We start from the raw sequence: 23972 nt of genomic DNA, 5'->3' as shown, positions 1-23972 counted from the left end.
TTGCGCCGCCCCGTGCCCGTCCCCGGTCCTGCCGCTTTGCCTATCCGCCGCGCACATGCCGACGGCATGGTGTCCGAAAAGCGGGGAGCCGCCCTGAAGCTCCGGAACGCTCCGGTTGCGGGTGTGGCAACTGTTGAGTGACGAACCATCAGGTGGTCCGCGCTCCCTTTCGGACAGAACTCGGAGTTTCGATTTCTCGTTTTATCGACGACGCCTACGGTGGTCGCTGTGGGGCAGGCACTGACCATGCCGGGAGATGACAGCTGCGCAGAACTCTTCGAGGGGGGAGTCCGTGCGGCCTGCGCTGAAACGCGCGCCGTCGGAAAAGGATGCGCCGTCCGGTTTGATCAGCCGGACGGCAAGCCTTTGCCGCGACGCCGGTGGAAAAGCCTGCCGCCGCCCGGTCGTGCGCACCGGAACAACCATGTCGGGTACACGGGGGCTTTCCAAGGGGGACCCTAGTGAAGGAATCTCGCTCGAGTGATCCCGGATCGGAACGGAGTGACTTAACATCGGATCGGAGCGGATTGCTGCTGGAGGCCTTTGATCCGCAGCAGTTCAGGGAGAACTCGGAAACAGCTCTCGCCAAGCTGGAGAAACACCTGTCGGACATCTCGATCAGGGGTCTCGAACTGATCGAACCGGCCAGGCTCTCCCAGGCCGCGAGAGAGCTCATGACGACCGAGCACGACAAGATCGCCGCGTTCGACGAGGAGCGTCTGGCGGGCATCATCGACCTGTACGTCCGTACGGGAATCCAGGTCCACTCCCCCGGTTACATGGGGCGGCAGTTCTCCGGAGTCGTGCCGCTCGCCGGCGTCATCGACTTCGTCAGCTCCGTGGTCAACCAGCCGTCCTCGTTCTACGAGGCGGGCCAGTTGCCCAACGCCGTGGAGCGGATCATGGCCGACGAGCTGAACCGCTTCATCGGGTGGGACCCGGAGCGCTTCACCATGCTCACCACGTCGGGCGGCTCGCTCGCCAACCTGACCGCGCTGCTCGCGGCCAGGAACGAGAAGCTGCCGGGGTACTGGTCACAGGGCGGTTCGGCGGTCCGCGGCCAGCCGAGGCCCGCCATCGCGGTCGGCGCGGACGTGCACTACAGCGTGGCGCGGGCGGCCGGCGTGCTCGGCATCGGCGACGCGCAGCTCGTCCGGCTGCCGCTCAACCGGCAGCAGCAGATCTGCCCCGGCGAGGTGCGCGCCACCCTGGAGGCGGCCGAGCGGCAGAACCTCAAGGTGTTCTGCATGGTCGCCTCGGCCGGCAGCACCTCGGTGGGTGCCTTCGACCCGATCGACGAACTCGCCGAGGTGGCCCGCGAGAAGGACATCTGGCTGCACATCGACGGCGCGCACGGCGCGAGCCTGCTGGTGTCGGACGCGCTCCGCGCCAAGCTGCGGGGCATCGAGAAGGCTGACTCCCTGACCTGGGACGCGCACAAGATGATGTTCGTGCCCGCGCCCTGCACGATGCTCTTCTACCGGAACAAGGAGACCGCGCTCTCGGCATTCCGGCAGAAGGCGAGCTACGTCTTCGACGAGGAGCAGGACGTCTATACCGCCTACGACAGCGGCGGAAAGAACTTCGAGTGCACGAAGCGTCCGATGATCATGACGCTGTGGGCACTGTGGGCCATTTACGGGCGGGCCCTCTTCGCGGAGAAAATCGAGTATCTCTGTCAGTTGACGGAGGAAGCCTATGGCGTCGTACGGGCCGATCCGGACTTCGAGACCCTGCACCGTCCGGAAGCGAACATTCTGTGCTTCCGCTACCATCCGGCCGACCTCGAAAACAAACTCGGCAGGCGACTCGAGAAGAAAGACGTGCACCATTTGCAGATCGCCCTCAGGAACCGCATCAAATTCGAGGGGAACTTCTTCATCTCGAAGGTGAACATCGACGGGGTGGCGGCACTGCGCGTGGTCATGATGAACCACCAGATCACCGGCGAGCACTTCCGGATGCTGCTGTCCGAAATCAAGAGGACGGCTCAGGACCTGCTCGGCGGAGAAGAGGGAACAGGAAAAGCGTAGAGGGGACGGATGTTGAGTACATCTCACGCTCCACAGGCACCTCATGTTCCACCGCAGACACCGCACATTCCATCGCCCGCACCGGCTCCCGGCGGCGCCCTCGAACTGGCCAACTGGCTCATCCCCGACTGGGAGCTGCAGCCGGAATCCGTCGAAGCCGTCACCGTGCTCCCCTCGTTCGCGAGCAAGATGCGCGAGTGCGAGCGGGTCTGCCAGACGCTGTACAGCGAGATCCCCCACGAGATCCAGGACGCGGTCGTGCTCCGCCGCCTCCAGCAGTTGGTGAACACCGTGCTGCTCAACCCGCTGTGGCGCGAACGGCTGCGCGGCGCCGGCATCGGGCACGCCCCGGCGACGTACGAGGAGTGGCAGCGCATTCCGCTGTCGGACAAGGACGTCCAGCGCGACTTCTTCATGGACACCCGGCCCGGCATGGTGGTGCCCCTCACCCGCGGCGAATTCGAGATCGTCGCGAGCGGCGGCACCAGCGGCGGCCGTCCGCTCGAAGTCGTTTACTCCTTGCGGGAGTTGAAGGACACCTATGAGATCGCGGGCCGCTTCATGGGGGCCTATCAGCTGGCCGGTCACCTCGCGGGCAGCGACCCGAAGTGGCTGTTCACCACGTTGGCCGACTACCAGATGTGGAGCAGCGGCACCATGGTCGGCGGCGTGCTGCAACACGTGCCCGGCGTCAACTACGTCGGCGCGGGACCCGTCACGGCCCCCGTGCTCGAGCACATGTTCTCCTACCGGGGCCCCAAGGCCCTGATGGGGATCTCGGCGGGCATCGCGATCCTCGCGGACCTCGGCGCGGGCATGCGCCAGGAGTACCGCGACAGTTTCCGTGTCGCCCTGTACGGCAGCGGGGTACTGCCGCAGCGCAAGCGGGTGGAGCTCCAGGCGCTGTATCCGAACCTGTCGATCCTCAGCTACTTCGCCGCCACCCAGGCGGAGACGATCGGCCTGCAGCTGGACGCCGCGTCGCCCTATCTGTCGGCGGTGCCGGGCCTGCACTTCATCGAGATCGTCGACGAGGAGGGGCGCCAGGTCCCGGAGGGCGAGGAGGGTGAGCTGGTCGTCACGCGGCTGCACGCGCACGAGACGCCGCTGCTGCGCCTGAAGCTGGGCGACCGGATGATCCACCGGCCCCATACGGACGGCCCCGGTCTGAAGACCCGGCAGTTCGAGTTCGCGGGCCGCACCGGGGACGTGCTGCACATCAACGACAGCCAGTACTCGGGGGCGCGGGCCTACGCGGCGCTGCGCGACGAGCTGAAGGCGGCGGAGGTGGTGGACCTGGACGCGGTGGCGCACGACGTCCAGTTCGTCAACCACCGCGAAGGCAAGACGATCACGCTGTACGCGGCGGTCGACGACGTGATGGGGCTGAGCTACCGCGCCGACACCGTACTCGGCCCGTGCGGGCTCCAGCAGGTGTTCGTGAACGCGCTGCCGCGCGCGCTCTCGCTGTTCAACCACGGCGAGGCCAACGCCGCGTCCATCGAGAGGACCGGATACACCCTCCAGCTCAAATTCGTGCCCAGGCTGTCCGCGGAGATCGAGCGGACAGCCGTCGGAAAGGTCCCGCTGGTCCGGGACCGCGGCTAGGGAGTGGAATGAACAGGAGCGGTATGAAAACGCAGGTGAACATCATCGCCGTCGTCGACGTCATCGGTGCGCTGTCCGTCAAGACGCTGCTCGACGGCAACCTCTGCATGGTCGACGACAGTGCGTTCGACAGCACCCACCAGGGCACGGCGGACCTCGTGACCGTGGTCAAGCCCGGCCAGGTCGTGTCCTGGACCGCGCTCGCCCTCGACCTGCAGACGCCGGTCGAGATCAAGAACATCTCGTTCGCGCCGTCCAACGGGCACAACGGCGCGACCGCGTCGGGGCCCGCCACGAGCCGGCCCGGCACCACGAACGGCGAGGCCCGCGGTCAGGACGAGTCCGATGGCGACAAGCTCGACCTCGACGTGTGGACCGGCGTGGTGCCGCACTGGATGACGCCGGGCGTGCCGTACCAGTACCGCCTCGAACTCCAGATGTACGAGGGTTCCAACAGCGTCATGTCCATCGAGTCACCCGCGTTGATGTGTCAGTAACGGCCCCCACGACGACGGCAAAGCCGGGAACGACGACGAAGGCGGAATCATGCCCCAACAGTTGGCGATCATCGTGCTCGTGGACGTGGGCAACGCGCTCGCGTCCAGCACGCTCGAAGGCAACACCTATCTGTTCGACAACATGAAGCTGCACGGCTCCGAGAACCAGGGGACCGCCGAGCTGGTGACCGCGATCAACGGCTCCTACTGGCGTGACGGCTCCCAGGCCAGCGAGCAGGTGCTCAACTGGCTGCCGTACAGCCTCGGTTCCATCCCGCCGACCGTGCCCCGCGGCTACGAGGTCGAGCGGGCCCGGCAGACCGACGAGCAGGCACTCGCCGAACTGCAGGAGCTCGCGGCCAAGTCGACGGTGCCGAGCGCCGACGCGGAGGTCGAACTCAACCGCATCCGGCGGAGTGTGGGCACCCGGGTCAAGACGACGCGGCGCACCCGGGGCCGGATGTCCGGACAGAAGATCGTGGACGTCATGGGTCAGGTCGTCACCGAGGACGCGACGGCCGCGGCGAGCTACCCGGCGCCGGTGATCACCGACATCTACGGCGAGGCCGTGGACTCGAAGATCATGTATCCGGCGGAGTACGGCTCGCCGGACATGGTCACCGACGGCTGGTACTGGTCGGCGACGGTCGACACGTCCCGTCCCGGGACGTACTCGTACATGATGCGCGTCCAGCTGCACAAGCTGGTGCAGACGAACGGCGAACTCCGGTGGGACCCGGTGAACCTGACGTGCGCGTCGGCGCTGAAGATCACCAACGAGCCGCGGCGCAACGCCTTCACCAAGGCGGGCATCGGCCAGCTGCCCATCCCGTCGTCGACCGCACGCCCCGGCCAGGGCGCCTGATCCACCCCCGGACGAGGAGGAACGGATGACCACCAAACCGAGGCGGGAAGCCGCCGTGAAGCGGCCGATCTCCATCACCGCCGTCGTGGACGCCGTCGGCGCGCTCGCGGCCGGCAACATGCACGGCCACCTGTACATGTACGACACGAACAAGGCGGGCGGCTCCACCGGGTTCGGCACCGAGGAGCTGCAGACGAAGGCGCGGCGCGGGGACCAGATCCTGTGGAACTGTCTCGCGCTGGAGTGCGAGGCGTTCGTCGCGATCGACGACATCGTCATCGACAGCGACATCTGCGAGCCGGTGCGCAAGGTGTATCCCGGCACCGACGTCGCGTACTGGACGGGGACGGTGAAGAAGGACGCCGGTCCGATCACGTACCAGATCAAGTTCAGGCTCGGCACGCGGGACGAACCGATCACCACCACCCTGTCGTCGTCCCTCGTCGGCTAGGGACCGGGCAGTCATGACGGTGTACGCGAAGGAGGCACGGTGAGCACCACTACGCGCAGCGGCGTGGAGAAGCAGAACCCCGGTCAGCTGAACTCGGTCCAGCTCAACATCGTGACGCTCATCAACATGGAGCGGGCGACGGCGACGGGTTCGCTGAGCGACGCGATGTACATGATGGACAACAGCATCGGCGGCAAGGGGCAGGGCACGTCGTCGCTGGAGACGGTGTGCAAGCAGGGTCAGGTCATCAACTGGATCGTGCGCCCGATCGACATGGAGAAGCGCCTGGACGGCACCTGGCCGCCCATGCCGAAGATCAACAACATCGTCTTCCTCGACACCGAGCTGGGTGACGAGGAGGACGTGGCGGAGCGGCGGATCTTCAACGAGCTGAAGATCTACGGGATGCCCGACCGGATGCGGGACAAGTACACGCCCGTCTACTACTACTGGGCGGGCACGGTGATGAGCACGGCGAAGCCCGGCCTGTACCGGTACCGGCTCGTGATGGAGCTGGAGCAGGAGAACAAGAAGGAGCGGCTGTACCTGAACACGGCCATCCACCCTTCGATCCGCGTGATCCCGGTCTGATCCTGTCCGACCTGCGCTTTTCCGGCAGTATCTGACATCGGAAGGCAGTATGAACGCGGTGTATACGCCCTGTGTATAGTGGGCGCATGCCCCCCATGAACAAGCCATCTGCCTGCAAGACGACGCACTCGGCCAAGAGGTTGCGTCGCACCGCCCCCGTCCTCGCGGCGGGGGCGGCCCTCGCCCTCGCGCTGACCGGCTGCACCAAGCTCGACACCACCTCGCCGAGCACCGTGCGCAAGGCGGGCGCGGAGGCGAAGGCCGCGGAGCAGGGGAAGTTCGGCACCGTCGACTGCCGCAAGGCCAAGTGCGTGGCCCTGACGTTCGACGCGGGGCCCAGCGAGAACACGCCCGGACTCCTGAAGATCCTCAAGGAGGAGAAGGTCCCGGCCACGTTCTTCACGCTCGGCAAGAACCACATGGAGAAGTACCCCGAGCTCGTGAAGCAGATGGACGCCGAGGGCCACGAGGTCGCGAGCCACACCTGGTCGCACAAGATCCTGACGAAGATCGACGCGGACGAGGCGCGCCGCGAGCTGGAGCGCCCCAACAAGGCGATAGAGAAGCTCATAGGCAAGAAGCCGACGCTGATGCGCCCGCCGCAGGGCCGCACCAACGACGACGTCAACAAGCTCTCCAAGGAGCTCGGGCTCTCGGAGGTCCTGTGGACCGTCACCGCCAAGGACTACACGACCAATGACTCCAAGCTGATCCAGAAGCGCGTCCTCGACCAGACGGAGCGGGACGGCATCATCCTGCTGCACGACATCTACAAGGGCACCGTGCCGGCCGTCCCCGGAGTCATCGACGGACTGAAGAAGCGCGGCTACGTCTTCGTGACCGTGCCCCAGCTCCTCGCCCCCGGCAAGGCCGAACCCGGCAAGGTGTACCGCTAGCCGCGAATCCCTCTGGCAGGCTCGGAGACGTGGCCATCTTCCAGATCACCCGCGACACCCCCCTGCCCGCCGCCGAGGCGTGGCGCCGGCTCACCACGTGGGAGCGGCACGGCGACGTCGCCCCGCTCACCCGCATCACCGTCGGCACTCCCGCGCCCACCCAGGTGGGCACCGTCTTCGTCGCCCGCAGCGCGCTGGGTCCCGTCGGCTTCGACGACGTGATGGAGGTCGTCGAGTGGTGTCCGCCGGACGGCTCCGCGCCGGGGCGGTGCCGACTGGAGAAGCGCGGGTCGTTCGTGACGGGCTGGGCGGAGATCGAGGTCTATCCCACCGCGGGCGCGGGCTCCGCGGTCGTGTGGCGTGAGGATCTGCGCGTACGGGGGCTGCCCGCGCTCTGCGACGGGATGCTGTCGTCCGTGGCGCGGCGGATGTTCAGGCGTGCCGCGGACCGGCTGCTGGCGGCCGGACCGGTATGAGTCCGGTGCCGTAGGGCCGTCAGGCGACCGACCCGATCCGCCCCGACGGTGCGTGCGAGCCGTCGTGGTGGATGGGGGTGTGCGCTCCGGTGAGGGAGACCCCGCTGCCGCCCCTGCGGTGGGCGACGATCTCCGCGGCGATCGACAGGGCGGTCTCCTCGGGCGTACGGGCCCCCAGGTCGAGGCCGATGGGCGAGCGCAGGCGCGCGAGCTCGAGCTCGGTGACGCCGACCTCGCGCAGGCGCTCGTTGCGGTCCACGTGTGTGCGGCGCGAGCCCATCGCGCCGACGTAGGCGACGGGGAGCCGCAGTGCCAGCTCGAGGAGCGGTACGTCGAACTTGGCGTCGTGGGTGAGGACGCAGAGCACAGTGCGGCCGTCGGTCTCCGTGCGCTCCAGGTAGCGGTGCGGCCAGTCGACGACGATGTCGTCGGCGTCGGGGAAGCGGGTGGGGGTGGCGAAGACGGGCCTGGCGTCGCACACGGTGACGTGGTAGCCGAGGAACTTGCCCATGCGGACCAGGGCCGACGCGAAGTCGATGGCGCCGAACACGATCATGCGGGGCGGCGGGACGCTGGACTCGACGAGGATCACCAGCGGCTGACCGCACCGCGAGCCGTCCGCGCCGATCTCCACGGTCGCGGTGCGTCCCGCGTCGAGCAGGGCGCGGGCCTCCCCCGCCACCGTGCGGTCCAGCTCGGGGTGTCCGCCGAGGCCGCCCTCGTACGCGCCTGCCCCGTCCGACGTACGGACGAGGAGGGCACGGCCGAGGAGTTCGGCGGGCCCGGACGTGACCCGGGCGACGGCGGCCGCCTCCCCCGCGGAGGCCGCGGCGAGGGCCGCGGCGAACACCGGCCTGGACGCGGAACCGGCGCGGACCGGGGTCACGAGGATGTCGATGATGCCGCCGCAGGTCAGACCCACGGCGAAGGCGTCGTCGTCGCTGTAGCCGAACCGTTCGAGGACGCTCTCGCCGTCCTCCAGGGACTGCCGGCACAGTTCGTAGACAGCGCCCTCCACACATCCGCCGGAGACCGAGCCGATCGCCGTGCCCTCGCTGTCGACGGCGAGCGCGGCACCGGGCTGCCGGGGCGCGCTCCCGCCGACCGCCACCACGGTGGCGACGGCGAAGTCACGTCCCTGCTCGACCCACCGGCTCAGCTCGTCGGCGATGTCCAGCATGTCGGCCTCCTCAAGGCTTCTACGGGTGTGCGGAGGGCTCAGCGCCTCAGTGGACGCCCAGCCATCCTTCGATGGGGTTGAGGGCGAAGTAGACGATGAAGATCACCGTCAGGCCCCACATGAAGGCCCCGATCTCACGGGCCTTGCCCTGGGCGATCTTGATGGCGACCCAGGAGACGACGCCCGCCGCGACACCGGTGGTGATGGTGTACGTGAAGGGCATGAGCACCACGGTCAGGAAGACCGGGATGGCGGTGGCGCGGTCGGCCCAGTCGACGTGCCGGGCGTTCATCATCATCATCGCGCCGATGACGACGAGCGCGGCGGAGGCGACCTCCTGCGGCACGATCGCGGTGAGCGGCGTGAAGAAGAGGCAGCCCGCGAAGAACAGGCCGGTGACGACGGAGGCGAGACCCGTGCGGGCACCCTCGCCGACTCCGGTGGCGGACTCGACGAAGACGGTCTGTCCCGAGCCGCCCGCCACGCCGCCGATGGCGCCGCCTGCGCCGTCGATGAAAAGCGCCTTGGAGAGGCCCGGCATGCGGCCCTTCTCGTCGGCGAGGTTGGCCTCGGTGCCGACGCCGATGATGGTGGCCATCGCGTCGAAGAACCCGGCGAGCACGAGGGTGAAGACGATCATGCCGACGGTCATCGCGCCGACCTCGCCCCAGCCGCCGAACTCGACCTCGCCGATGAGCGAGAAGTCGGGTGACGAGACCGCGCTGCCGTGCAGTTCGGGGGCGCCGTTCGCCCACTGCTTGGGGTTGATCACGTCGAGGGCGTTGAGGATGACGGCCACGACGGTGCCGGTGACGATGCCGATCAGGATCGCGCCGGGGGTGTTGCGCGCCTGGAGCATGAAGATCAGGAGCAGGGTGCACGCGAAGAGCAGGACGGGCCAGCCGGAGAGCTCACCGGCGGGGCCGAGGGAGAGCGGGGTGGCCTTGCCGGGGTGCACGAAGCCGCCCTTGACCAGGCCGATGATGGCGATGAACAGGCCGATGCCCATGGTGATGCCGTGCTTGAGGGCGAGCGGGATCGCGTTCATGATCATCTCGCGGAGCCCGGTGACCACCAGGAGCATGATCACCACGCCGTACATCACGCACATGCCCATGGCCTGCGGCCAGGTCATCTCGGGCGCGACCTGCGAGGAGATCACACCGGACACGGAGAGTCCGGCGGCCAGGGCCAGCGGCACCTTGCCGACGAAGCCCATGAGGAGCGTGGTGACCGCCGCGGCGAGCGCCGTCGCGGTGATCAGGGCCTTCTGGCCCATGGTGTCCCCCGCCGCGTCCTTGCCGGACAGGATCAGGGGGTTGAGCAGGACGATGTACGCCATCGCCATGAACGTGGTGATACCGCCGCGCACCTCACGCGCGACCGTGGATCCCCGCCGGGATATGTGAAAGTACCGATCGAGCCAAGACCTGCCGGCCGGGACGCGCGAGCCGGAGCCCGCGTCCTCTGCGGTGGTCTTCGGCTCCACTGACGACTGGGTCATGGTGCCTACTCCCAAGGTTCACAGGGGCACCCGCGGAGTCGCGGGATTTGGGATGGTGCATTGGCTGCACGACCCGGGGGACGGCCCGAGACGAACGACATCTCCCTCGAAGGAGAGGGGAGTTGAGATCCGAGCGGTGCGGGCGGCGGAAGTGTGACGTTCCTGGCAGCCGCGCACCGCTCGGAGAACCTTGCTGATCCCCGAGCGGGGGGATCATTTCCCTCACTGAGGAGCCCTCGACGAGGGACCCTCAGTGAGGGCTCACGTGCCGGTGAGGTGTTCGGGACGCACCGGCGTCTTGTTGAGTTCGAGCCCCGTCGCGCTCCTGATGGCCGCGAGGACCGCCGGGGTGGACGACAGGGTCGGTGCCTCGCCGATGCCACGCACGCCGTACGGCGCGTTCGGGTCGGCCAGTTCGAGGTAGTCGACCGGGATGGTCGGCGTGTCGAGGATGGTCGGGAGCAGGTAGTCCGTGAAGGAGGGGTTGCGCACCTTCGCGGTCTTCGGGTCGACGATGATCTCTTCCATCACCGCGACGCCGAGGCCCTGCGTGGTGCCGCCCTGGATCTGCCCGATGACGGAGAGCGGGTTGACCGCCTTGCCGACGTCCTGGGCGCAGGCCAGCTCGATCACCTTGACGAGGCCGAGCTCGGTGTCGACCTCGACCACCGCGCGGTGCGCGGCGAAGGCGTACTGGACGTGGCCGTTGCCCTGTCCCGTGCGCAGGTCGAAGGCCTCGGTGGGGCGGTGCCTGAACTCCTCCTCCACCTCCACCGCCTCGTCCTCGAGGACCTCCACGAGGGTGGTGAGGACCTCGCCGCCGTCGGTGACGACCTTGCCGCCCTCCAGGAGGAGTTCGGCGTTGGCCCACGCCGGGTGGTAGGAGCCGAACTTGCGCCGGCCGATCTCCAGGACCTTCTCGCGGACGATCTCGCAGGAGTTCTTGATGGCGCCGCCGGTCATATACGTCTGGCGGCCCGCGGAGGTCGATCCCGCCGAGCCCACCTGCGTGTCGGCGGGGGCGATGGTGACCTGCTGGACACCGAGCTCGGTGCGGGCGATCTGCGCGTGGATGGTCACGCCGCCCTGGCCGACCTCGGCCGCGGCGGTGTGGACGGTGGCCACGGCCTCGCCGTTGATGACCTCGATGCGGATCTTCGCGGTCGAGTAGTCGTCGAAGCCCTCGGAGAAGCCGACGTTCTTGATGCCGACCGCGTAGCCGACGCCGCGGACGACGCCCTCGCCGTGCGTGGTGTTCGACAGACCGCCGGGCAGCGCGCGGACGTCGGCGCCCTCGCTGGACTCCCACTGGCGCACGGGCGGCAGCGGGCGGGCCTTGACGCGGCGCAGCAGCTCGGCGACGGGGGCGGGCGAGTCGACCGGCTGCCCGGTCGGCATGACCGTGCCCTGTTCCATCGCGTTCTTCTGCCGGAACGCCACCGGGTCCATGCCCAGCTTGGCGGCGACCTTGTCCATCTGCGCCTCGTAGGCGAAGCACGCCTGGACCGCGCCGAAGCCACGCATGGCGCCGCAGGGCGGGTTGTTGGTGTAGAGGCCGATCGCCTCGATCTCCACGTCGTCGATGACGTACGGGCCGACCGAGAGGGACGAGGCGTTGCCGACGACCGAGGGCGTCGACGACATGTAGGCGCCGCCGTCCAGGACGATCTTGCACTTCATGTGCGTGATCTTGCCGTCCTTGGTGGCGCCGTGCTCGTAGTAGAGCTTCGCCGGGTGCCGGTGGACGTGGCCGAAGAACGACTCGTACCGGTTGTAGACCATCTTGACGGGCTTGGAGGTGCGCAGGGCGAGGACCGAGGCGAGGATCTGCATCGAGATGTCCTCGCGGCCGCCGAACGCGCCGCCGATGCCCGCCATCGTCATGCGGACCTTCTCCTCGGGCAGGCCGAGGCAGGGGGCGATCTGCTTGAGGTCCGAGTGCAGCCACTGAGTGGCCACGTACAGGTCGACGCCACCGTCCTCGGAGGGCACGGCGAGGCCGGACTCCGGGCCGAGGAAGGCCTGGTCCTGCATGCCGAAGGTGTACTCGCCCTTGACGATCACGTCGGCCTTCTTGGCGGCCTCGGCGGCGTTGCCGCGGATGATCGGCTGGCGGTGCACGATGTTCGGGTGCGGGACGTGCCCGGCGTGGTGGTCGCCGCGGTTCTCGTGGACCAGGATCGCGTCGGGAGCGGTCGCGGACGCCTCGTCCGTGATGACCGGCAGTTCCCGGTACTCGATCTTGATCTTGGCGGCGGCGCGGCGCGCGGTCTCCGGGTGGTCGGCGGCCACGAGGGCGACCGGCTCGCCGTGGTGGCGGACCTTGCCGTACGCGAGGACGGGGGTGTCCTGGTACTCCATGCCGTAGTTCTTCGCGGCGGGCAGGTCGTCGGCCGTCAGGACGGCGTAGACGCCCGACAGGGCCACGGCCTCGGAGGTGTCGATGGAGACGATCTCGGCGTGCGCGACCGTGGAGCGCAGGACCTGTCCCCAGATCATCTCCTCGTGCCACATGTCCGAGGAGTAGGCGAACTCGCCGGTGACCTTCAGGGTGCCGTCGGGGCGCAGCATCGACTCGCCGACGCCGCCCTTCGTCCGCGCACCCTGGGTGACGTTGGCGGGGATACCGGTAGTGGTACCAGCCATGATCAGACCACCTCTCCCTGGCGGGCCGCGGCGAGGCGGACCGCGTCGAGGATCTTCTCGTAACCGGTGCAACGGCAGAGGTTGCCGGAGAGCGCCTCGCGGATGTCCGCGTCGGACGGCATGTCGTTGCGCTCCAGGAGCTCGTCGGCGGCGACGAGCAGACCGGGGGTGCAGAAGCCGCACTGGACGGCGCCCGCGTCGATGAACGCCTGCTGGATGGGGGAGAGTTCGGCGCCCTCGCCCGTCTGGGAGTCCTGTCCCTTGGCCTTCCACTGCTGGGCGTCCTGGAGGGACGTGCCGCAGGCGCCGGTGGCGCAGCCGCCGCCCGGGTGGGCGTCCTGACGGTGCTTGGCGTAGTCGGCGAGGCCCTCGACGGTGGTGACCTCGCGGCCCTCCACCTGTCCGGCCGCGACCAGACACGAACAGACCGGTACGCCGTCGAGACGGACGGTGCAGGAGCCGCACTCGCCCTGCTCGCAGGCGTTCTTGGAGCCCGGGAGCCCCATGCGCTCACGCAGCACGTACAGGAGGGACTCGCCCTCCCACACGTCGTCGGCTTCCTGCTTTCGGCCGTTGACCGTGAAGTTCACGCGCATTATGCGACTCCCTCAGTGCTGCGGCCCTCGCCGCGGTACGACTCCCAGGTCCAGCCGAGCGTGCGGCGGGCCATGATCCCGACGGCGTGCCGGCGGTAGTTCGCCGTTCCGCGCACGTCGTCGATCGGGTTGGCGGCTCCGGAGGCGAGCTCCGCGAACTGCTTGGCGATCGAGGGGGTGATGATCTTCTTGCTGTCCCAGAAGCCGCCCTCTTCGAGCGCCGCGTTCAGGAACTCCTCGGCCGCCTTCGCCCGGATGGGCGTGGGGGCGGCGGAGCCGATGCCGGTCCGCACGGTCCGGGTCTCGGGGTGCAGCGCGATGCCGAAGGCGCACACGGCGATGACCATCGCGTTGCGGGTGCCGACCTTCGAGTACTGCTGCGGGCCGTCCGCCTTCTTGATGTGGACGGTCTTGATGAGCTCGTCCGGGGCGAGTGCGTTGCGCTTCACGCCGGTGTAGAACTCGTCGATCGGGATGAGGCGGGAGCCCCGCACAGACTCCACCTCGACCTCGCAGTCGGCGGCCAGCAGGGCCGGGTGGGCGTCACCGGCCGGGGAGGCGGTGCCCAGGTTGCCGCCGACGCCGCCGCGGTTGCGGATCTGCGGGGAGGCGACCGTGTGCGAGGCGAGCGCCAGACCGGGCAGCTCCGTGCGGAGCTCCTCCATGATCTGGGTGTACGGGACGGAGGCACCGAGCCGGACGGTCTCCTCGCCCACCTCCCACTCGCGCAGGTCGCCGACGCGGTTGAGGTCAAGCAGGTACTCGGGACGGCGGTGGTCGAAGTTGATCTCGACCATCACGTCGGTGCCACCCGCAATCGGCACAGCCGTGGGGTGCTCGGCCTTGGCGGCGAGCGCCTCCTCCCAGCTGGCGGGGCGAAGGAAGTCCATGAGGCTCTCTTCTTGTTCGTATCGAGGGTCTTTCGCTTCGAGGGACGGGAGCATTCCGTTCCGGCCACTCGGGCCGTTGGTCCCTCGACTGCTCGTTCATGTGCTGTTAACGCGGAGTGGGCCAAGTACACCGCTCGCTCGTCCGATGGGGTCAGTCACCGAAACCATGAAGGAGTTGGCTGGCCAAGCCGTGCGTCTTGTAGATTCGTATGAAGAACGGGCCCCAGTAACCTCGCGGGATCCCCCCGGAAACCCCGGACTCACGGCGGCACAGGGCCCCGGCGCTACAGAGCGCACATGTTTGTACACACCATTCGAGACAGATCGGCGGCGACGACACCATGCGGCTGCGCGCACTCCTTGACACCGACGCGCTGGGCCTGCGGCTGCTCGGCGGCGAGGACGAGCTGGACCGCACCGTGCGCGGTGTGATGACCACGGACCTGCGGGACCCCAGCCGCTATCTGGCGGGCGGCGAGCTGGTCCTGACCGGCCTCGCCTGGCGCCGCGACGCCTCCGACACGGAACCCTTCGTGCGGATCCTGGCGAGCGCCGGTGTCGCCGCCCTGGCGGCCGGTGAGGCCGAACTGGGCGACATCCCTGACGACATCGTGCAGGCCTGCGCCCGGCACCGGCTGCCGCTCTTCGCCGTCAACGAGTCCGTGGCGTTCGCGACGATCACCGAGCACGTCGTGCGCCAGGTCTCCGGCGAGCGTGCCGGGGACCTGGCCGCCGTCGTCGACCGGCACCGCCGCCTGATGACCTCGGGTCCCGCGGGCGGCGGCCCCGACGTCGTACTCGACCTGCTCGGCACCGACCTGGACCTGCGGGCCTGGGTCCTGTCGCCCGCGGGGCGCGTCATCGCCGGGTCGGGCGCGGCCGGGAACACCCTGCCCGCGCCGCTGTGCGCGCGGCTCGCCGGGGAGCACCTGGCGGCCGTCAGGACGGGGCGGCGCGGCCCGCACCGCGTCACGGTGGACTCGGTCACGTACTCGCTGTTCCCCATTCGGACCAGTGGGCGCGGAACGGCCGGCGCCTCGCGTGACGTGCGCGAGTCCGTGCTCTCCGACTGGGTGCTCGCGGTGGAGGCCGACGCGGGCGACTGGCCCGAGGAGCGGCTCGACCTGCTCCAGGGCGTCACCCAGCTGATCGCGGTGGAGCGCGACCGGCGCGACGCGGCCCGCACGGTGCGCCGCAGGCTGGCCCAGGAGGTCCTGGAACTGGTGCAGACGGGCGCCGCCCCCGCGGAGATCGCGGCCCGGTTGCGCGTCGCCGCCCCGGTGCTGCTGCCCGGTCTCGGCACGGCTCCGCACTGGCAGGTCGTGGTGGCCCGGGTGGAGTGGGAGGGCGGGGAGATCGACGGCGGTTCCGTCGCCCAGTCGCTCCTGGAGGAGATCCTCGTCGACCCGGCGGCGTCGGGCCCCGAGCCGTCCGACCGGATCGCCGTCGCGCACACCGGCGACGAGGCGATCGCCCTCGTGCCGCTGCCCGCGGTCTCCGGCGAGCACGAGGGCCCGGAGACGGGTCTGCTCGCGGACGCGCTCCTCGCCTCCGTCCACGACCCGCTGTCGGCGGGCCTGGACGGCGACGGCCGCCTCACGCTCGGCGTCAGCGCGTCCGTGCACTCGGCGGAGGGGCTGCGCGGCGCCCTGGAGGAGGCGCGGCACGCCCGCCGGGTCGCCGCGGCGCGCCCCGGCCGGGTGTGCGCGGCCGGGCACCAGGAGCTGGCCTCGCACGTGCTGCTGCTGCCGTTCGTGCCGGACGACGTGCGTCGGGCGTTCACGGCACGGCTCCTCGACCCGCTGCGCGAGTACGACAAGCGCCACCGCGCGGAGCTCATCCCGACGCTTGAGGCGTTCCTGGACTGCGACGGTTCGTGGACGCGGTGCGCGGCGCGGCTGCACCTCCACGTCAACACGTTGCGCTACCGGGTGGGCCGTATCGAGCAGTTGACGGGCCGTGACCTGTCGCGCCTGGAGGACAAGCTCGATTTCTTCCTCGCGCTGCGCATGAGCTGAGGTCATCCGGTACGGGCCCGGTCCGCGGCGACGAGCCGCCGGCCGGGCCCGAGCCGTTTCCCGGCTCGCAGTTTGTGAAATCTTTCACCCAGCCCCTTGGCCCGGTGCCGCGATCCATGCTGAGATTCGCCCACGACTCAACAGCTCAATGGTGTGCTCGGGGAGGGCAACGTGGCGCATACCGCCATGTCTGGTACCGGAACGACTGCAGAGCACGATCCACTCCAGACCGCGGTATGGCGGCTGCGCTCACGCGGCTGCTGGACCGACGCTGCGGCGCTGCTCGCCTCACGGGCGGGGGCCGCGGCGGCACTCCAGAGGACGGCGCTCCTCGTCGAGCGGTGCCTGTTCACCGGGGAAGGCTGGGGCGAGGCGGAGGACGGGCTGCGGACCGCGGAGGCGCTCGCCGAGGATGACGACGACCGGGGCGCGGCGGCCTGCGAGCGGGGTCAACTGGCGTATGCGTCCACCGTCTTGAACGTCCGCGACCGGGCCGACGAAGCGCGTACGGCGCTCGGCAGGGCGGCCGCGCTGCTCGCCCCGAACGCACCGGGACGCCCGCTGCTCGACTTCCGGCGCGGTCTGATCGCGGAGCACATCGCGGACTCGCCGCAGTCGGCGAAGGCGGCGTACCGCAGGGCGCACGCGGGCGCCACCGCGCACTCGGACCCCCTGCTCCTCTCCTTCACCTGGCGCCATCTGGCCGGACTCGCCCTGCGCGACGGGGAGTTGGCGGAGGCGCGGCACGGTTTCGCGGAGTCCCTGCGCATCCGCGAGGAGCTCGGCTACCTGGTCGGCACGGCGCCGGCGCTCGCCGCGCTCGCGGACGCGGAACCGGAACCGGAGGCCACCCGCCTGCGCGCCGAGGCCACCCGCCTCTTCCGCCTGCTCGGCGGCGTACCGTCCTGGCTGGCCCAGCACCTGCAGCCCCCGGCGGCGGCGGTCTGACACGACCTTCACGGGCGCACCGCTCAGCCCGACGCGCCCGTGAAGTGTTCGCGGACCAGGGACGAGACCACCGGGAGGTCCTGCGCGGCCAGGGCGTCGAGCAGGGCCATGTGTTCGGCCGCGTCGGCCACCAGGTCGGCGCGGCGGCCCGCGACGGGGCCGCTCGCCAGGGGCCACTGCGAGCGGCGGTGCAGGTCCTCCGCGACCTGGACCAGCTGCTGGTTGCCGGAGAGGGAGAGCACCGCGCCGTGGAAGGCGCGGTCGGACTCGGCATAGTGGGCCAGGTCGCCGCCCGCCGCCGCCGTCGCGGTCGCCTCGGCCAGCGGCCGCAGCTCGGCCCAGCGCACCGCGGGCACCGTACGGGCCAGGCGCAGCATCACCGGGACCTCGATCAGCGCCCGCACCTCGGCGAGCTCCGCGAGTTCACGGGCGCCGCGCTCGACGACCCGGAAGCCGCGGTTGGGGACGACCTCGACGGCGCCCTCGGTGGCCAGCTGCTGCATGGCCTCACGGACAGGTGTCGCGGAGACGCCGAAGCGTTCGGCGAGGGCGGGCGCCGAGTAGACCTCGCCGGGCGAGAGCTCGCCGCCGACGAGGGCGGCCCGCAGTGCGGCCAGGATCTGTCCGCGTACGGAGCTGCGCCGGACCGCATGACGCCTCCCGGCCTGTTCGGGCACCCGGACGCGCGGCGCCCCGGTGAGGGGACCCCCCTCGCGTGCTCCGGCCTGCTCCACTACGTGACCCCGCCCTGCCTCTGATCGCTGTGAAAGGTACGAGAGGCACCATAGGCGGACACGACCGGAGTTGAAACCTCGATCATGTCGGGTAAGGTAAGGCTAACCTGCTATCGATCGCGATTCGGTGGTCCCCCGCATGTCCGTCCCCACCTTGGCCGCACCCGCCCAGGGCGCCCCCAGTGCCGTAGCGGACTCCTACGCCCGCCTGGGCGAGGTGTACTCCGGACTGCGCATCACCGAACTCGGTCACGAGGAACAGGCCCCACAGGGCGGCGGCTGGGTCACCGCCGCCCGGCTCGCGGAGGGCGGGGCCGACCTCGACGCGTTCCTGGCATGGGACAACGCACAGGTCCTCAAGGACTACGGCACCCAGGCCCGCCCCGACGTGGTGGCGAGCTTCGGCCTGCACCGCTACGCCTGGCCGGCCACCCTGCTCATCACGGTCCCCTGGTTCCTGCAGCGCCGCGTCCCCCGCTTCCCGGTCGCCGACGTCTCCTTCCATCGCACGCTGGGCCGGATGGCCGTACGGTCGGCCGGTTTCGCCTGTCTGCCGGACGACCCGGCGGCGGCGCGGCCCGACGCCCACGTCGTACCGGACGAGGAGGCCCTGCGCGCGGAGGTGCGGGCCTCGGTCGCCGACCATCTGGGACCGCTCCTTGACGGCTTCGGACCGCGGATGCGGCGCCGCTCGCGCGCCTTGTGGAGCCTCGCCACGGACGAGATCGTCGAGGGTCTCTGGTACGTGGCGCACCTCTTCGGCGAGGAGCAGCGGGCGATGACGGAGTTGGAGCGGCTGCTGCCCGGCGCCACCAAGCCGTACGTCGGCACGGCGGGCTTCCGGGAGCTGACGGGCCCGAACGGCGAGTCGCTGCCGACCCGCGACCGGGCGAGCTGCTGCATGTTCTACACGCTGCGCCCCGACGACGCCTGCGTCACCTGCCCGCGCACCTGCGACGCGGAGCGCATCGCGCGGCTGAGCGCGGACGCCCAGGCCACCGCTTCCGCCTGAACCTCTCCCTGAACCACCGTCTTGCGCGCGTTTATTCGAACGCAACTTCCGGCACTGAGCCGCGAGTTCGAGCGAAAGTACGCCCTGTGTGCTCCCTTGCACCCCCATGGCGTCCTCTTGCCCCGAAACCCCATGGGGTCCCTTCGGGTTGGGTCAATATGGCGCCCGATACGCCCTACCGCAATGCAAGGGACCCCCAGATGAGACTGACCGACATATCGCTGGACTGGCTGCTCCCGGGTGGCGTCCTGCTCCTGGGCCTGCTGGTGGCGGTTGCGGTGCTCACGCGCGGCAAGCGAGGCCACGCCAAAGCAGCCAAGGGAAGCGCGAACGACGAGTCGTGGGAGCGCAGCGAGGAACGCCGCAGACGCAAGGAAGCCATCTACGGAACCGCGTCCTACGTGCTCCTGTTCTGCTGCGCGGCCGTCGCCGCGGCGCTCTCCTTCCACGGCCTGGTCGGCTTCGGCCGGCAGAACCTCAGCCTCTCCGGCGGCTGGGAGTATCTGGTGCCGTTCGGCCTCGACGGCGCGGCGATGTTCTGTTCCGTCCTCGCCGTGCGCGAGGCGAGCCACGGCGACGCGGCCCTCGGTTCGCGCCTGCTCGTGTGGACGTTCGCGGGCGCCGCCGCCTGGTTCAACTGGGTCCACGCGCCACGGGGCATGGGACATGCGGGCGCTCCGCAGTTCTTCTCGGGAATGTCGCTCTCGGCGGCGGTCCTCTTCGACCGCGCGCTGAAGCAGACCCGCAGAGCCGCGCTGCGCGAGCAGGGGCTGGTGCCGCGGCCGCTGCCGCAGATCCGCATCGTGCGGTGGCTGCGGGCACCCCGCGAGACCTTCGCCGCCTGGTCGCTGATGCTCCTCGAAGGCGTACGCACCCTGGACGAGGCGGTCGAGGAGGTCCGGGAGGACCGCCGCGAGAAGGAACAGACCCGGCTGCGCAGGCGCGATCAGGAGAAGCTGGAGCGCGCACAGCTCAAGGCGCTCAGCCGGGGCCACCGGAACTGGCAGGGCCGTGGCGGCGGCCGTCAGGTGGACGTACAGGCCGTCGGACCGGCCGCGGGGTCCGCGCAGATCAGCGCGGACCCTGCCATAGCGGCGCAGGAACAGCTGCCGGTACGCTCCCGTCCCTCCCTCCAGGCCGTCAGGAACGGCCCTGACGGTGCCGCTCCCGTCCCTCCTGTCACCGTCGACCTCACGGCCGAGGACGACACGCAGGCCCTGCCCCGGCTCGACTCGCTGGAGCGGAAACTGAAGGACCTGGAGCAGCAGTTCGGCTGACCGGGCCGTTCGGCGGCGGTGCAGGCTCAGGCCCCGCCGCCGTCCAGCTCGAACCAGACCGCCTTCCCCACGCCGTGCGCCCGTACTCCCCAGGCGTCGGCGAGGGACTGCACCAGGATCAGGCCCCTGCCGCTCGTACCGTCGTCGGCGATCGGTACCCGCGGTTCGGGCCGGTGACCCACGAAGTCCCGCACCTCCACGCGCAGGCCGTGCGGGCCCACGGTCGCCGTGACGACCGCCTCGTGATCGGTGTGCACCAGTGCGTTCGTGACCAGTTCACTGGTGAGAAGTTCGGCTATCTCGCTCTTTCCCGGTTTTCCCCAGTGCCGCAGAAGCTCCCTCAGGGACTTCCTGACCTCGGACACCGCGCGCAGATCCGCTCTCCCCAGCCGCCACGTGAGCTGACCCCGGTCGGGCCCGCCCCGCGTTTCACCGGTCCTCTCGTCCTCTGTATCCGATGAAGAGGTCCCGAGATTGCCGGGACCGCCCCCTCGTGAGTGCCTCGTCATGACCCCCGCCCACAAAGCGATGTCTCTGCCTCCCTTTCGAACAGCCTCACGGGATGCATGCCCCGGGCCGGTCACGGCACGCTTGTCGAATCATCAACCAATAGCGGGGGGTGCATCCCCGGGTTGGGGGGAAGTGAAGCGGTGGACCCCACCGTCGAGCGTCCCGAGGAGCACGAGTGCACGACGACAGACTGCTGGTGGAAGGCCGCCTGGAGCGGGCGCTGCGCCAGTTCATCCGGCCCGCCCAGTACACACGGCGCACGCCGCTGACCCTCTCCGTGTGGCACGCGCCGGGCGAACCGGTGCCCGTCGGGGCCGCACTCGAAGCGGAGTACGAGCCCTTCGAGACCGGCACGGAGTGGGGAAATCCCTGGTCGACCAGTTGGTTCCGGATTCAAGGGCAGGTGCCTGACGAGTGGCGGGGGCGCCGCGTCGAGGTCGTGATCGACCCCGGGTTCACCGGCGAGGGACCCGGCTTCCAGGCGGAGGGGCTCGTCTACGACGCGACGGGCGTCCCCCTCAAGGGCGTTCACCCGCGCAATCGGCATATTCCGGTGGCCTCCCCTGCTCAGGGCGGCGAACCGGTGCACCTACTTCTCGAAGCGGCGGCCAATCCGGCTGTTCTGCACGACTTCGTGCCGACACCCCTGGGCGACGTACTGACCGCAGGCAATACCCCGATCTACCGATTCACGTCTGCCGACCTCGCCGTACTGAACGAGGACGTATGGCAGCTGATCCTCGACATCGAGGTCCTCTCCGAGCTCATGCGGGAACTGGACGCCGACCGTCCGCGTCGGCACGAGACCCTGCGCGCCCTGGAGGACATGCTCGACGCCCTCGATCTGCACGACGTACCGGGCACGGCGGCCGCCGCGCGGGCGGAACTCGCCGATGTCCTCGCGCGGCCCGCGCACGCCAGCGCCCACCGCGTATCGGCAACCGGGCACGCGCATATCGACTCGGCGTGGCTGTGGCCCCTGCGCGAGACGGTGCGCAAGGCCTCGCGGACCTTTGCCAACGTGACGGCGCTGGCCGAGGAGTACCCGGAGCTGGTCTTCGCCTGCTCGCAGGCCCAGCAGTACGCGTGGGTCAAGGAGCACCAGCCGCACATCTGGGAGCGCATCAAGAAGGCGGTCGCGGACGGCACCTGGGCACCGGTGGGTTCGATGTGGGTCGAGTCGGACGCCAACATGCCGGGCGGCGAGGCGCTCGCCCGGCAGATCACGCACGGCATGCGGTTCTTCCGCGAGGAGCTCGGCGTCGAGACGGAGGAGATCTGGCTGCCGGACTCCTTCGGCTACACGGCCGCCTTCCCGCAGCTGGCGAAGCTCGCGGGCGTCCGCTGGTTCCTCACGCAGAAGCTGAGCTGGAACCAGTCCAACAAGATGCCGCACCACACCTTCTGGTGGGAGGGCATCGACGGGACCCGCGTCTTCACCCACTTCCCGCCCGTGGACACCTACAACTCGCAGTTCCACGGAGCCGAACTCGCGCACGCCGAGCGGAACTTCGCCGACAAGGGGCGCGCCTCCCGTTCGCTGGTGCCCTTCGGCTGGGGCGACGGCGGGGGCGGGCCCACCCGCGAGATGATGGAGCGGGCACGGCGCCTGCGCTCCCTGGAGGGCTCGCCGCGCGTCGAGATCGAGAAGCCGTCGGCGTTCTTCGCGGCGGCCCAGGAGGAGTACGGCGCACAGGCCCCCGTCTGGTCCGGTGAGCTGTACCTGGAGCTGCACCGCGCCACGTACACCACGCAGGCCGCCACCAAGCGCGGCAACCGGCGCAGCGAACACGCCCTGCGCGAGGCCGAGTTGTGGTGCACGGCGGCCGCGGTGCGCGATCCCGCGTACGTCTATCCGTACGACACGCTCGACCGGCTGTGGAAGACGGTGCTGCTGCACCAGTTCCACGACATCCTGCCCGGCTCGTCGATCGCCTGGGTGCACCGGGAGGCCCGCGACACCTACGAACGGGTCCTGGCCGAGCTGGACGGGATCACGGCGTCGGCCGTGCGCTCCCTGGGCGCGGGCGGGCCCGCGGTGCTCAACGCCTCGCCGTACGCCCGCAGTGAGGTCGTCGACCCCGGTGACGGCATGCTGGTGCGGATCGACGTGCCCGCGCACGGCACGCAGAGCGTCGACGCGGCACGGGACGCCGGGGCGGGCGCGGTGGCGCACACGACCGGTGACACGATCCTGCTCACCAACGAGCACCTGAGCGTCACCGTCGACGCCGCCGGGCTGCTCGCCTCCGTCAAGGACCTGGACGCGGGCCGCGAGGTGCTCGCCGCCCCCGGCAACCTCCTCCAGCTGCACCCCGACCACCCCACGCACTACGACGCGTGGGACCTCGACAAGCACTACCGGCGCCGGCACACCGACCTCACCGACGCCGACTCCGTCGAGCTCGTCGAGGACGGGCCGCTGCGGGTCGCGGTGCGGGTCGTGCGGACCTTCGGGGCGTCGCGGATCACGCAGGAGATCCGGCTCGCGGCGGGCAGCAGGCGCCTGGACGTCGTCACGGACGTCGACTGGCGCGAGTCGGAGAAGGTCCTCAAGGCCGCGTTCCCCCTCGACGTGCACGCCGAACGATCTGCCGCCGAGATCCAGTTCGGCCATGTGCACCGGCCCACGCACGCCAACACGGGCTGGGACGCGGCGCGTTACGAGATCTGTGCGCACCGCTGGCTGCGGGTGGCGGAGGAGGGGTACGGCGTCGCGGTGCTCAACGACGCGACGTACGGCCACGACGTGACGCGCACCGAGCACGCCGACGCGCTCGGCACCACGGTCCGGCTCACGCTCCTTCGGGCCCCGCACAGCCCGGACCCGGAGACGGACCAGGGCAGGCACCGCTTCACGTACGCGCTGCTGCCCGGGGCCGCGACCGGCGACGCGGTGGCGGAGGGCCTCGCGCTCAACCTGCCCCTGCGAGTGGCGGACTCCCCCGTCCTGCCGTCCCTGGTGGACGTCGACCACCCGGCGGTCACGGTCGAGTCGGTGAAACTCGCCGACGACCGCAGCGGCGACGTGATCGTACGTCTCTACGAGTCGCGCGGCGGCCGGGCTGCGGCCACGCTCCGCACCTCCTTCCCGGTGGCCCGGGCGGAGGTGACGGACCTGCTGGAACGTCCGCTGCACGAGGCGGGCACGGGCGAGGCGGGCCTCGCGCTCGCGCTGCGTCCGTTCCAGATCGTCACGCTGCGGCTGCGACCCGCCTGACGGGTTCCGGTGCCGGGGCC

At 70.0% G+C, this 23972-nt stretch carries 20 protein-coding genes; 13 read left to right on the top strand and 7 right to left on the bottom strand.

The annotated features are described in order from the left end of the window. The first annotated feature begins 527 nt into the window (after positions 1 to 527). From NOO62_RS31515 to NOO62_RS31480, 8 genes are all read left to right on the top strand, one after another. Positions 528 to 2033: a pyridoxal phosphate-dependent decarboxylase family protein gene (locus NOO62_RS31515; RefSeq protein WP_268774183.1), complete on the top strand. Its 1506-nt coding sequence runs from the start codon at positions 528 to 530 to the stop codon at positions 2031 to 2033. Between the two features lie 12 nt (positions 2034 to 2045). Continuing rightward, positions 2046 to 3641, top strand: coding sequence for a hypothetical protein (locus NOO62_RS31510; RefSeq protein ID WP_268774182.1), 1596 nt, complete (start codon positions 2046 to 2048; stop codon positions 3639 to 3641). Positions 3642 to 3664: 23 nt separating this feature from the next. Continuing rightward, on the top strand, positions 3665 to 4138 hold the full coding sequence (locus NOO62_RS31505) for a hypothetical protein (protein WP_268774181.1): 474 nt from the start codon (positions 3665 to 3667) through the stop codon (positions 4136 to 4138). A 49-nt stretch (positions 4139 to 4187) separates the two neighbouring features. Beyond that, on the top strand, positions 4188 to 5003 hold the full coding sequence (locus NOO62_RS31500; RefSeq protein WP_268774180.1) for a hypothetical protein: 816 nt from the start codon (positions 4188 to 4190) through the stop codon (positions 5001 to 5003). A 25-nt stretch (positions 5004 to 5028) separates the two neighbouring features. Then, complete coding sequence (locus NOO62_RS31495) at positions 5029 to 5454, top strand: hypothetical protein (RefSeq protein ID WP_268774179.1); 426 nt, start codon at positions 5029 to 5031, stop codon at positions 5452 to 5454. Positions 5455 to 5493: 39 nt separating this feature from the next. Beyond that, entirely contained in the window at positions 5494 to 6045 is a 552-nt protein-coding gene (locus tag NOO62_RS31490) for a hypothetical protein (RefSeq protein ID WP_157869104.1), read from the top strand. Between the two features lie 86 nt (positions 6046 to 6131). Beyond that, a complete protein-coding gene (locus NOO62_RS31485; protein WP_414930917.1) occupies positions 6132 to 6941 on the top strand; it encodes a polysaccharide deacetylase family protein in 810 nt (269 codons plus the stop codon). A gap of 29 nt (positions 6942 to 6970) precedes the next feature. Continuing rightward, the gene (locus NOO62_RS31480) at positions 6971 to 7417 is read left to right on the top strand and encodes an SRPBCC family protein (protein WP_268774178.1); all 447 of its coding nucleotides are present in this window, start codon (positions 6971 to 6973) and stop codon (positions 7415 to 7417) included. Positions 7418 to 7436: 19 nt separating this feature from the next. On the opposite strand, the gene NOO62_RS31475 is transcribed toward NOO62_RS31480, so the two are convergent. The 5 genes from NOO62_RS31475 to NOO62_RS31455 form a co-directional block, all read right to left on the bottom strand. Further along, on the bottom strand, positions 7437 to 8597 hold the full coding sequence (locus tag NOO62_RS31475; protein ID WP_268774177.1) for an XdhC family protein: 1161 nt from the start codon (positions 8595 to 8597) through the stop codon (positions 7437 to 7439). A gap of 46 nt (positions 8598 to 8643) precedes the next feature. Then, positions 8644 to 10101: an NCS2 family permease gene (locus NOO62_RS31470; protein WP_268774175.1), complete on the bottom strand. Its 1458-nt coding sequence runs from the start codon at positions 10099 to 10101 to the stop codon at positions 8644 to 8646. 261 nt (positions 10102 to 10362) lie between these two features. Further along, a complete protein-coding gene (locus NOO62_RS31465) occupies positions 10363 to 12747 on the bottom strand; it encodes a xanthine dehydrogenase family protein molybdopterin-binding subunit (protein ID WP_268774174.1) in 2385 nt (794 codons plus the stop codon). A gap of 2 nt (positions 12748 to 12749) precedes the next feature. Further along, positions 12750 to 13343: a (2Fe-2S)-binding protein gene (locus tag NOO62_RS31460; RefSeq protein ID WP_268774173.1), complete on the bottom strand. Its 594-nt coding sequence runs from the start codon at positions 13341 to 13343 to the stop codon at positions 12750 to 12752. Next, a complete protein-coding gene (locus tag NOO62_RS31455; protein ID WP_150215476.1) occupies positions 13343 to 14233 on the bottom strand; it encodes an FAD binding domain-containing protein in 891 nt (296 codons plus the stop codon). Before NOO62_RS31455 ends, NOO62_RS31460 begins: the two co-directional genes overlap by 1 nt. A gap of 341 nt (positions 14234 to 14574) precedes the next feature. Between NOO62_RS31455 and NOO62_RS31450 the strand changes: the two genes are divergently transcribed. After that, positions 14575 to 16251, top strand: coding sequence for a PucR family transcriptional regulator (locus tag NOO62_RS31450; RefSeq protein ID WP_268774172.1), 1677 nt, complete (start codon positions 14575 to 14577; stop codon positions 16249 to 16251). A gap of 186 nt (positions 16252 to 16437) precedes the next feature. Then, on the top strand, positions 16438 to 17199 hold the full coding sequence (locus tag NOO62_RS31445) for a hypothetical protein (protein WP_268774171.1): 762 nt from the start codon (positions 16438 to 16440) through the stop codon (positions 17197 to 17199). A gap of 23 nt (positions 17200 to 17222) precedes the next feature. Here NOO62_RS31445 and NOO62_RS31440 read toward each other — a convergent pair whose 3' ends face one another. Beyond that, positions 17223 to 17933 (bottom strand): GntR family transcriptional regulator, encoded by a 711-nt coding sequence (locus NOO62_RS31440; protein WP_414930916.1) that lies wholly within the window; start codon positions 17931 to 17933, stop codon positions 17223 to 17225. 139 nt (positions 17934 to 18072) lie between these two features. Here NOO62_RS31440 and NOO62_RS31435 point away from each other — a divergent pair, with 139 nt between their 5' ends. Continuing rightward, the gene (locus NOO62_RS31435) at positions 18073 to 18945 is read left to right on the top strand and encodes a (2Fe-2S)-binding protein (RefSeq protein ID WP_268774170.1); all 873 of its coding nucleotides are present in this window, start codon (positions 18073 to 18075) and stop codon (positions 18943 to 18945) included. A gap of 200 nt (positions 18946 to 19145) precedes the next feature. Beyond that, a complete protein-coding gene (locus tag NOO62_RS31430) occupies positions 19146 to 20222 on the top strand; it encodes a DUF2637 domain-containing protein (protein WP_268774169.1) in 1077 nt (358 codons plus the stop codon). 26 nt (positions 20223 to 20248) lie between these two features. Here the strand turns inward: NOO62_RS31430 and NOO62_RS31425 are convergent, their stop codons facing one another. After that, entirely contained in the window at positions 20249 to 20731 is a 483-nt protein-coding gene (locus tag NOO62_RS31425) for an ATP-binding protein (protein ID WP_268774168.1), read from the bottom strand. Positions 20732 to 20907: 176 nt separating this feature from the next. On the opposite strand from NOO62_RS31425, the gene NOO62_RS31420 reads away from it, so the two are divergent. Then, the gene (locus NOO62_RS31420) at positions 20908 to 23952 is read left to right on the top strand and encodes an alpha-mannosidase (RefSeq protein WP_268774167.1); all 3045 of its coding nucleotides are present in this window, start codon (positions 20908 to 20910) and stop codon (positions 23950 to 23952) included. The last annotated feature ends 20 nt before the right edge of the window (positions 23953 to 23972 follow it).

Source organism: Streptomyces sp. Je 1-369 (assembly GCF_026810505.1).
Taxonomy (GTDB): Bacteria; Actinomycetota; Actinomycetes; order Streptomycetales; family Streptomycetaceae; genus Streptomyces.
Note: the sequence above shows the minus strand (reverse complement) of the source record. Positions and strands in the feature narration are given on the sequence as shown.